7 protein-coding genes are annotated in these 10,919 nt (G+C 71.1%); all 7 read right to left on the reverse strand.

What is annotated here, in order from left to right; translation table 11 throughout:
* Window positions 1-12: 12 nt before the first annotated feature.
* Window positions 13-4,002, reverse strand: a complete 3,990-nt coding sequence (fxsT, locus tag ACWGIU_RS16795) for an FxSxx-COOH system tetratricopeptide repeat protein (protein ID WP_453706509.1) — start codon at window positions 4,000-4,002, stop codon at window positions 13-15.
* Window positions 3,986-5,362: a TIR-like protein FxsC gene (locus tag ACWGIU_RS16800; protein ID WP_453706511.1), complete on the reverse strand. Its 1,377-nt coding sequence runs from the start codon at window positions 5,360-5,362 to the stop codon at window positions 3,986-3,988. The genes fxsT and ACWGIU_RS16800 overlap by 17 nt, the downstream gene beginning before the upstream one ends.
* A gap of 80 nt (window positions 5,363-5,442) precedes the next feature.
* Window positions 5,443-6,288, reverse strand: a complete 846-nt coding sequence (locus ACWGIU_RS16805; protein ID WP_453706513.1) for an aminoglycoside N(3)-acetyltransferase — start codon at window positions 6,286-6,288, stop codon at window positions 5,443-5,445.
* Window positions 6,285-8,537: a radical SAM/SPASM protein FxsBH, inactivated beta-hydroxylase extension form gene (gene fxsBH, locus ACWGIU_RS16810; RefSeq protein ID WP_453706514.1), complete on the reverse strand. Its 2,253-nt coding sequence runs from the start codon at window positions 8,535-8,537 to the stop codon at window positions 6,285-6,287. The genes ACWGIU_RS16805 and fxsBH overlap by 4 nt, the downstream gene beginning before the upstream one ends.
* Window positions 8,538-8,565: 28 nt before the next feature.
* Window positions 8,566-8,730, reverse strand: a complete 165-nt coding sequence (gene fxsA / locus ACWGIU_RS16815) for an FxSxx-COOH cyclophane-containing RiPP peptide (RefSeq protein ID WP_094744751.1) — start codon at window positions 8,728-8,730, stop codon at window positions 8,566-8,568.
* 238 nt (window positions 8,731-8,968) lie between these two features.
* A complete protein-coding gene (locus tag ACWGIU_RS16820; RefSeq protein ID WP_453706517.1) occupies window positions 8,969-9,232 on the reverse strand; it encodes a hypothetical protein in 264 nt (87 codons plus the stop codon).
* A gap of 149 nt (window positions 9,233-9,381) precedes the next feature.
* A complete protein-coding gene (locus ACWGIU_RS16825) occupies window positions 9,382-10,284 on the reverse strand; it encodes an alpha/beta fold hydrolase (protein ID WP_189973715.1) in 903 nt (300 codons plus the stop codon).
* Between the last annotated feature and the right edge of the window lie 635 nt (window positions 10,285-10,919).

The raw sequence follows: 10,919 nt of genomic DNA on the forward strand, positions 1-10,919 counted from the left end.
CCCTCCGTCGGATCAGACGGCGAGAGGCTCCAGGTCGCGATGGACCCGCCGCTCGTCGCGCGCGTACCGGGTCAGACTGTGGTCCTCGCCGAGCAGCCGGGTCAGCTCGGACACCGCCTCCGCCCGCAGCCGGGCCGCCTCCTCCTTGCGGCCCATCGAGTCCAGGCTGACCGCCATGTTGGAACCGCTCGCCAAGGTCTCGGGATGATGCGCCCCGAGCGCCTCGCGCAGCCGCATCACCGCGAGCCGTTCCAGCTCCAGAGCACCTTCCGGATCACCCAGGTCCGCCCGGGTGTTGGCCAGGTTGAGGTGGGCGAACACCGTGTGCGGGTGGTTGTCGCCGAGTACGTCCCGCATGCCCCGTATCGACTGGCGCAGCATCGCCTCCGCCGTCTCGGCGGCCCCCGTGCCCCAGTGGAAGACCGCCAGGTTGTTCACGGCCGCCAGGGTGTACGGGTGCCGCTCACCCGGCACCTTCATGTACTCGTCCACCACCTCCTGCGCCAGGTCCCGCGCCCCGCCCGGGTCCCCGGTCGCGAACAGGTCCGAGGCCAGGTTGAGCTCGCAGGACAGCAGGTCCGGGTTGACGGAGGTGTACTTGGCCCGGTAGCGGGCCCGGGTAGCCGTCGTCAGCCGCAGGGCGTCCTCCAGCTGGCCGGCCCGGCGCAGCGACACCGCCAGGTTCTTGGCCGCCGACAGGGTGCCGGGGAACGCCCGCCCCAGCGTCCGCTTGTACGTCTCGTACGTCCGGCTGAGCAGCTGCACCGAGTCCTCGTACCGGCCCACCTCACGCAGGTCGCGGGCCAGGTTCTGCGCGGAGGACAGGGTGTACGGGTGCTCCGGCCCGAGCACCTCCGTACGCAGGTCGTGCACCTCCTGGTCGATCTCACGGGCCCTGGTGTACTGACCCACGAGCCGCAGGTTCAGCGCCAGGTTGTTCGCGGCGGCCAGCGTGCGCGGGTGCGCCTCGTGGAAGATCTGGCTGAAGCCCTCGTGCGCCTCGGTCGCCAGCTCCATCGCCTGGCCGTAATGGCCCAGCGCGCCCAGCGTGTTGGCCAGACCGCTCATGGTCATGTACGTGTGCGGGTGCGAGGGGCCGAGCACCGCCTTCTGCCGCTCCAGCGTGACCTCGTCCAGCTCCTTCGCCTCCACGAACCGGCCCTGCGAGCGCAGGATGTTCGACAGGTGGAAGCGCAGGTACAGGTACTGCAGGTCGTTGTTGCCCAGCATCTCCTTCCACGCCTCGCGCAGTTCCTCGCCGAGCGCGTACGCGGCCTTGAAGTCGCCGCGCTTCCACAGGTACCGCACCCGGTCGATCAGCAGCCTGCGCGTCTCCGGCTCCTTGCAGTACCGGGCCTCCGACGGAGTCAGGTGTGACCAGATGGTGTTGAACCGCGGCCACGTCTCCGGGTTGTCGATCGGCTCGTCGTCGTCCGGCCGGGCCCCGGCCAGGATCCGGTGGACCGCGTGCCGGGTCTCGCGCTGCTCCTCCTCGCTGAGCTGCGCCCGGATCACCGCCTGCACCAGCCGGTGCACCTGGATGCTGTTGCTGACCTGGTCGACCTTGGCCAGCGCGAACCGGCCGATCTCCCGGATCACCCGGCCCAGCACCAGTTTCTCCTGCAGCGAGGAGTCGTAGGGCTTGAGGGCGTCGATCATCTCCTTGCTGTAGAGCAGGTTCGCGGAGATCGGCTCGGGCGCGAGGAAGGCACAGAGCTGCAGCAGCCGGACGGCCGCCGGGGACCGGGACTGCAGACGCTCGATGGAAATGTTCCAGGTGGCGGCGACCGGCTCCGGGTAACCGGGCGGCTGGTTCAAGGCCAGCACGCGCGCGGCCTGCTGCGCCAGCTGCTCGATGTACGCGGACACCGGCGTCGCCGTCTCCGCGATCCAGGCACCCGCCTGCTCGACGGCCAGCGGCAGGTCACCCACCGCCACCGCCACCTGCTCGGCGTCGTCCTTGCTCAGCCCGGGTGCCCGGCGCTGGAGGTGCTCGATGGACTCCTCCCGTAGGAACACATCCACCGGCAGCGCGTCACCGTACTGCGACCAGGACTGATTGCGGGAGGTCACCAGGACATGGCCCGGGCCGCCCGGCGGGAAGAACCGCTTGAGCGTCTCGGGATCGTCCGCGTTGTCGAAGACCAGCAGCCAGCGGGACGAGGGAACCCCGCGCCGCAGCAGGTCGATCGCCTCCTGGGAGGCGGCCGCCATGTCCTCACCCGTCTGCACGCCCAGCCGCACCGCCAGCTCCGCGAGGGCCGCGACCACGTCGTCGGTCTGCTCCGAGGAGATCCACCACACCAGGTCGTAGTCGGCCATGAACCGGTGCACGTACTCCAGCGCCACCTGGGTCTTGCCCACGCCACCGAGGCCGAACAGGGTCTGCGGCTGCGGCAGCACCACGGCCATGCCCCCGCCGAGCTGGTCCCGCATCCGCTCCAGCACGATGCTGCGCCCGGTGAACCCGGGGTTGCGGGGCGGCGCGTTCCAGATCTTCGGGACGGTCCCCGGGAAGCGGGGGCCGGGCTGGGACGCGCTGTTGACGCTGTCGGGCAGGGCCATGGGCCGCTCCACCGCACGCAGCAGGGCGGTGGTGGCATGCACCTCGTCGAGCCGGAAGAGGTCCACCGGGTTGCGGTCGATGTACGGCGTGGACAACCGTACGTCGCCCACCCTCAGCGGCACCAGCTGGCGCCTGCCCCCGGTCGGGTCCTCGGCGGCCGCGCGCTCCCACACGTCCACGGCCCGGGCCGACTTGAGGTAGGCCGTGGAGAGCAGCACCACGGTCCGGGCGGCCGTGTCGATGCTGATGCCCGCGCCCCCGAGGGTGTCCCCGGCGACCGTTCCCGGTGCCCGCTCGGCCGAGACGTCCTTCGGGACCACCCGGAAACCGGCCCGGGTGAGCACCGACTCGATCCAGTCGGCCCACATCCGGTTCTCGGCGACGTAGGACAGGAACAGATCGGCGGGCAGTGCCGGGCGGCGCCGGGTGAAGGCATCCCGGATGCGCAACCGGACCTCCTCGCCGATGACCGGCATGGAGGTGATGTGGCCCTCGGTGACCACGGCGGTGAGCCGTTCGAAGGCGGAGAGCAGGGAGTTCGTGAGCCCGGCCTCGTCGCCGAAGGTGGCCAGGGTCTCCTCGTAGGCGTAGTAGGGGCGGTACGGGATCTCCACCGCGCCCCAGTACGAGGTGAGCTCGTCCCCGACCAGGCCGTTCGGGAAGCGGTCGAACTTGATCCGGGCCAGTGCCCGGCCGGCGTCGGCCTTCTCCTTCTCGCCCTCGTCGATGCGCATCGGGACCGGATAGATCTTGATGCCGCGGTCGTTGAACCGCTCGTCGATCTGGCGGGCGACCGAGGCCGCACCGTCGATGGACTGGTCGGACAGGGTGAAGCAGTCGACGAGGACGTCCGGGAGGTGGACCGTGCAGATGTCCGCGATGTCGGACAGGCCGGTGCGGCTGTCGATCAGGACGTAGTCGTAGTTCCGTTTCATGTCGGCGCGTAAGGCGTCGAAGAAGAGCCCGCCGCCGAGCCGGTCGTAGAAGTTGTCCCAGTCGAAGGTGGAGACCGTCGCCGAGTACTCGCGGTTCTGCCGGCCCGCCGAGACGAAGTCCAGGGTGCCGCCGTCCGGGAACTCCCAGCCGTGGGTCTCCGGGGTGAGCGAGACGGCGTGCGGCTGTATCCGCGCGTAGTCCTTGTGCCAGTCGTCGGGCCGCTGCACCGGGCTGGTCGCCGCCCAGGCGTACTCGCTGATCAGATCGATCACCCCGGTGGTGGCCCCCAGCGTGGAGGGGTCCAGGAAGGGGTGGAAGAAGCGGTGCAGGCCCGGCGCCTCCAGGTCCCAGTCCACGGCGAGGACCCGCTTGCCGTTGGCCGCCAGGATCCAGGCGGTGTTGGCCAGCGCCATGGTGCGGCCCGTGCCGCCCTTGTACGAGTAGAAGGTGACGATGCGTCCGTCACGGCTGTCGCTGTCGCTGTCACTGCTCGCTGTCATCCGCGTCCCCCCGGTCGGTGTCGTTGTCGTCGTTGTCGTGCAGGCCGGCGCCCGCCGGCCCTGCCCGGTGGCGGTCGGAGTCGGGTGGGAAGGGGACACGGGGCGATGGCGGCCCGGGCGGCCCGTTCATCCCCATCGGCCCCAGCAACCGGGGCCGTTCGATGGAGGTGTCGCCCTTCGGCGGATACGGCTGCGCGTGTCTGAGGAACTGCTGGGCGGCGGCCTCGACCACCTGCGGCAGGATCTGCCCGAGGGTCTCCACGTTCGCCACACCGTTCGCGGCGGCCCGGCAGGCGGCCCGGCCCTGGCCCATCGTTCTGGGCATGGTGTTCTCCAGCCGGTCGGCCAGCTCGCTCTCCTTCGACCGGCTCTGATGGTCGTACCGGTTCCACGGCACGACCACGTTGACCCACGGCCGGGGCTCCCGGTCGAAGGCGGCCAGGCGCCGGCGCCGCTGCTCGTCCTCGACCGCCCACCGGTCGACGATCAGGATCTCCGGCCGGGTCGGCAGCTGCTTGCCGTCCAGGTGCCCGGCCTCGTCGTCGAAGGACGACATGGTGGTCTGGTAGTTGAGGTTCTTGACCAGGTCCTCGGCGACGTAGGCGATGGGCCGCTGCGCGACCGGGTGGTACGGGTTCCACTCCAGGGCGGTGTCCCCGTAGTACTCGGGGGTGCGGCCCTCGGGCAGATCGTGCCGGGAGGCGGCGGCCACGGTCACGTGCAGGGTGCGGGCCGGGCTGCCGCTGGAGCCGAAGGCGCTCGGTACGTTGCGGTAGTCCAGCGGGCGGATGGGGTCCAGGTGGGCCGTCTCGGCGACCTGGACGATGCGCCGGGCGAGTTCGTACACGGCCTGTTCGTACTGCTCGGCGTAGCCACGCAGTTTGATCAGCCCGTACAGGCCGTCCGTGACGTAGCGCTCGCCGAAGGTGTTGTGGTTGAACTGCAACCGCTCCGCCGGGCCGGGGAGTTGCTCCGGCGGCACCGGCACCCATAACGCGGGCACGATGGCCTCGGCCTGTTTGTTGCTGACCGCGCCGTGCTGGACCGCGCGCTGCGCGAAGGCGAACCACTCCTTCCCGCACATCTCGCTGGCGAAGTACCGCGGCGAGAACAGGGGAACGAAGACACGGCAGTTGGCGAGTGCGCGGGCGAGCCGTTCGGACCAGCCCTCGCCGCTGCGTATCTCCCGGTCCATGAACCCGACGTCGTATCCGGCACGCAGGTCCGTCAGCGCCATGACATGCCCGCAGAGATCACGGAAAAGGCGCTCGACCCACATGTCCGGGTCGGGGCCCCCGGCCCCGAACCTCGGTGTATGTGCGTAACTGAGAAAAAAGTACGGCTCCCCTGATGCGGGCACACGACCCCCGTCCCGAAGATGCGAAGCGAAGAAACATCATTCCGGAGCTGCTTCGCCACATCCCCTCATCGTTCAGTCAATCAGCGTCTGTTTTCAGTCATCCAGTCAAGGGCGTGATCGACGGCCTCCGGGAGGGAGAAGAGCATGGTCGACGCGCCTCCCACCCGCCCCCTGCGCACCCGTGAATCCGGGAACGCGTCACCGATCTCCGCGAAATCGCTGTCATCCAGCGCGACGTCCTCGTATGCGGTCCAGTCCCCCTCCTGCCGGCGCCTTTGCGGCCCCGGAAGGTTCACCTTCACCACACACTCGTACATGCGCAAGGGGGGCTTCGGAATTCGGTACTCCGCGAGATGGAAAGCGGTGCAGACCGAAAACCCCACATTGATCATCAGTACCTGCCCGCCCTCCCAGCACAGCTTTCCCAGGGGTGACTCCTCCCCCAGATGGCTTTCGAGGCGATGACCTGCGCACAGCCGCTCCGCGTCCGCCCCGAGGGCCGCGAAAGAGGTCTGCGGATGGGCGCTGCGCGCGGCGCCCGGCGCGGTGCGGACGGCCTCGGCGAGGGACCCCATGCCCTGGCTCGGGGTACTCGCCGGATCGAAGGCGGACATCCGCTCGCGGAAGGCCCGCACCTCGGCCTCGTCCAAACCGCGGATCCGCTCCAGGTGGGCGGTGGAGGTCTTGGAGTTCGCCGGGGTGAACGCCGGGACCACCAGGGTGCCGTGCGGCCCGAGGACGCCCGTCAGGGCGTCGCGCAGCAGCTCCGCGCGCAGGCCCGTCCCGCCGAGGGAGGAATGCACCATGAGCCGCATGCCGGGGCGGACCCCCAGCAGCCGTAACTGCACGGCCAGCCGGAGCCTGCCGGGCGTCGGGGCGGGCGTCGGGGAGGGAGCCGAGGGGGGTGTCGGGGCGGGCGCGGTCACGCGTCGGCCGTCTTCAGTTCGTAGCGGAGCTCCGCTACCAGGCTCTTTCCTGTGACGGTCAGCTCGGCCGCCTCCGAGAGCCGGTCCAGGGCCCGGTGGATGCGGTCCGAGGCACCCGGCTCGGGCATCGCCGTGGCCCGCCGGTATGCCTCCACCGCCACCCGCTCGTGCACGTCGGCCAGCAGCCGGGACACCGGGACCGGCCGCTCCCGCCACGGCGATGGGTGCTGCCACTCCCCGTCCAGCGCGTACAGGTCGGCCACCTCGGTCAGCGCCCGCAGCCGGGTCCGCCGCCGCCCGGTCAGCAGCGCCAGCGCGGTCTCCCGCACCCCCGCCGCGTACGGCACCCCGAGCGCCCCCGGCCCGTGCCGCCCGGCCTCGCCCCAGCCGCCCGACCGCGGGCCGCCCGCGAGCGGGGTCAGCGTGGTCAGCCCGGTGGCCGCCGCCCGGGCGAACTCCGGCACCGCCTTGTGCAGCAGCGCCCACGCCCGGCCCAGCCTGCCCCGCCACTCCTCGGCCTCCCCGGCGCCGAGGCGCAGCCTGGGCGGGCGCGGGAAGCAGTTGCGGTACGGGTCGAGGTCCTCCAGGGCCACCGGCGCCGCGTCCGGCCCGGGCGACCAGGTGCGTACGGGCTGCCAGCGGGCGTCCCCCGCCGTGGGCCCGAAGCGGTGCTCGGCGCGGCCGTCCCGTACGGCGTACCCCTCGTCGGTGACGTGCAGCGCGGCCCGGCCCTCCGTGCCGGGCTCCCCGAGCCGCAGCAGCCCCAGCGTCGGCAGGTACACCTCGCCGTCCCGGTAGGCCACCTCGGCCGGCAGGTCCAGCCCACCGCGGAGCACGGCCGCGGCGGCCAGCGCCGTCAGCCTGCGCGCCGCCTCCGGGGCGTCCTGCCTGCCGTCGCGGGCGGCGTCCAGGGCCGCCAGCACCCAGGTCCGGGTGAAGGGGTGGTCCAGTACGGCGTCCAGCGCGTCCGTGCCCGCCTCCCCGGCCCGCTCCACGGCGGCCAGTAGCTCCCAGGCGTGCGCCCAGCCGGGATCTGCGGCGAGGTCCGCGTGCAGCCGGGCCAGCAGGATCCGGGTCAGCTCCTCCTGGGCGCGGGCGAGTTCGGCGGGGTCGGACAGCTGCGGCGCGGTCTCCCGCGCCGCGGTGCGGCCCTCGACCCCGTCCACGAGCTCGCGCAGGTCGGTGCAGTAGACGGAGGGGTTGTCGAAGCCGTTCCGGTCGCGGTAGCGGTGGGTGTAGAGCCCGCCCCCGCACGAACGTACGACGGGGCACCGGCGGCACGAGTCGCTGACACCCGCGAGGCCCAGCTGCCGGGCGCGGACCCCGGGATGCGCCGCGACCTGGTCAAATGCGTGGTCGAAGACATTGAAGCCGGTGGCCGCGGCCCCCTCGAAGGCGCTCTTGAGAGAGTCGACCTGTTCCAGGGCCCCGTCGGTCTCGACGACGACGAGGTCGGTGGGTGCGAGGCCGAGCGACTCGGTGAGGCTGGGGCCGCCGCGCAAGGTGGAGAGCAGGGACTCGAAGAGCCGCACGGGCACCGGGCGTCCCAGCCGGTCCCAGTGGTCGAAGATCCGCAGCAGCCAGCGCGCGTACGCGTCGGGGGCGCCGTCGGGGCGGACCGGGGGCGTCTCCCAGGTGGCGTGGGGGAGGAGGAAGTCCACACGCGGGGGATCCAGTTCGACCAGTGCGTCCAGTACGGCGACGGGATCGTTGGCCACGTCCACGGTACAGAGCAGGCCCTGGTAGAGGTGGCGATACGGCTCGGAGCGGAGCAGTGCGACGGCGGCCAGGACCAGCGGGTGGCTCGTACGGCCGTCGGCGAAACGGCGGTGGCGGTCGTTGGCGGCGCGGTCCCCGTCCAGGGAGATACCGACCCGGACGCCGTATTCGTCGAAGAGGTCGAGGTAACGGGTACTGAGCTGAAGGCCGTTGGTGTGGATCCGCAGGTCGAGGCCGGCGATACCGTCGAGCGCCCGACTGAACTCCTCGCACACGAGGCGGAGCCGGGCAGTGCCCGCCAACAGGGGTTCCCCTCCATGGAGAATCACCGTGACGGAGGGGAGTGCATGGTCACGGGCATGTTCGGCGAGCCTGGACGCTGTGTGCGAAATAACCTCGGGGGAGATCACTTTCGGTCGTGCTCGCCAGCTCTGATCTGCGTGTTCGTAGACATAGCAATGATCACAAGCAAGATCGCACCTGCTGTGAACTTTCAGGACGATCTCGCGAAATGCGATCAGGCCGGTCATTCCACCAGTCTAGAGCGCCGAGTTCGGGTCAGAGGGCGGAGTTGAAGATGGGTGCCTGAACCGGACGAGCAGATTCGGCCGGCAGCACGCGACCGAGCGTCGTCGCCGCGGACGCGGTGTGGACGTCGATCTTGCCGAGCGGGACCCGGTGGGCCTTGACCGAGCTGGTCGCGGGGGATGCTGAAGTGTTCACGGCACCGTCCTTGGGGAAGCCATGTGGAATGGACATGTGAATGACAACGGCTACACGCTGCTGTCAAGCAGGGACTTTACTAGGACGTTGCCCCTTGGCAACACGAGACATGACGCCTGGTCAAGACTTCCATGCAATGCGCGGCGGATTTCGCAAGAGGGCGGATTCGGCCGTTTGCCGCAAGGAAAGATCCTTTTCATCGCGGGGGGTGCCGGCAGCGGCCTCGTCCGGTCCGGACCTACGCCGGCCGCACGCCGCTGACCTGGTGCGATACGAGGGCGTGTCCCTTCGGCCGGGAGTCCTCCCCGGCCGACGCGGAACGGCCCCCGCCGAACAGCAGGAAGAGCACGGTGGTCACCGCGACGGCGGCGGCGATCGCGCCGACGATGTCCCCCCTGGAGGCGGGCGGGGCGGCGGCCCTGGTGTGCTTGTGGACGGCGTGGCCGACGAGGAGCCCGACGGCGAGGGCGAGCAGGCCGATGGCGTCGATGTGCAGGTTCATGGAACGGCCTCCACGGCTCGTGGGGCCCATCCGTCGAGTGGGTGGCGGGTCCGGAGCCGTGGACTGTACAAGGGCGTCGCTCATTCACGACATCATTGCGGTCGCTGCCCATTTGGGTATGGTCCGAGTGCGTATGGAGACAACAACCGCTATGCGGGCTGCTGTTCGTTGAGGTCCGGTGCCGGGAGGTCGCGCAGCAGCCAGTTCAGTACGTCGGGCAGCGCGCGCAGCGCGGCGAAGTGCGCGGCGGCGGGAACGATGTTGGTCGTGGCCCCGGGGATGCGGCGGGCCAGCCAGCGGGAGTGGCCCACAGGGGAGAACACGTCGAGCTCGCCGTGCCAGATCAGCACCGGGCAGCGGATGTCGGCCGGGTCGAAGCCCCAGGGGCGGCTGAAGGCGAGGACGTCGTCGATCCATCCGTACGCCGAATGGCGCAGCCCCTCGCGGTAGTTCCGCAGGAGCATCGACCGCAGGCCGGCGTCCGAGACGATCATGCGGTCGTTGTCGGTCAGCTCCCGGCGCAGTTCGTCCAGCAGCCGGCCGGGGTCCTTGCGGATGCCGGCGGCGCGCGGGATCAGCCGGGCTGCCAGCTCCTCGGGGTCGTCGGTGGCGGTGGTGTACTCCCGCACGTTCGACGCCGCCATCCCGGCGAACCAGTCCAGGTCCTCCGCGTCCCGCGGGGCGAGGCCGACCATGGCCGCGGTCCGGGTGACCCGGTCCGGGAGGAGGGCGGCGCAGGCGAGTGCGCCCGCGGCGCCGCCGGAGCGGCCGGCCACCGCGAAAGTGTCCAGGCCGAGGGCGTCGGCGATGGCGGCCACGTCCTGGGCCACGTCGGCGACGGTGCGGCCCACGTGGCGGTCGGAGCCCCCGTAGCCGGGTCTGTCGTAGGCGATGAGCTGCATCCGGCGCTGGTAGAGGACCATGCCCCGGGGGGCCGGGCCGAGGCGGCTGCCGGGCATGCCGTGCAGCAGAAAGACGGGTTTACCGTCGGGATCGCCCCAGCGCTCCACGGTCAGAGCGCGCCCGTCCGCTGTGCGCACCTGATTGCGCACGCGCTCCCTCCTTCACGGTCGATGCGAGTCGTCACCGCGATTGTGCGTGCTGGGGGAGGAGCGCGGTAGGGCGCACTTCCGGCGGAATTCTTGTGAATGCCTTCACGAGGCCGAGAGGGCCTTTGTTCCTCTTGCATATGCCCTGGTCACGGAGGCGCGGCGGGGGGTGAACGGGCGGGAACGGGCCGTGAACGGACGTCAAAGGATGGCTGGACACCATGAAAGGCCTTTTGGTGCGGCGCCTTCCGCTTTCAGGTGTCGAATTGGGCCGTCGGGCCGAGTGGCCGGGCCCGAGTAGGCGGCCATGCCTTCAGGCGGAAATGGCGGAGTTCCCCTGCGGGGTTGCTCGGCGGTGTCCCTGCGGGTTGCTCGGCGGTGTGCAGGACGGGTCGGGCTGTGCCCGGGGGTGCGCCTCAAGCGCCGGCGGCGGGGCGGTGTCCCCTGCGGGGTGCTCGGTGGTGTGTGGTGCGGGTCGGGCTGCGCCCCGGGGTTCGCCTCAAGCGCCGGCGGGGCGGTGTCCCTGCGGGGTGCTCGGTGGTGTGTGGTGCGGGTCGGGCTGCGCCCGGGGCTGCGCCTCAAGCGCCGGCGGGGCTGGTAGGGGTGGGGCGGTGTCTCTGCGGGGTGCTCGGTGGTGC

The sequence above is a fragment of the Streptomyces sp. NPDC054840 genome, assembly GCF_053611065.1.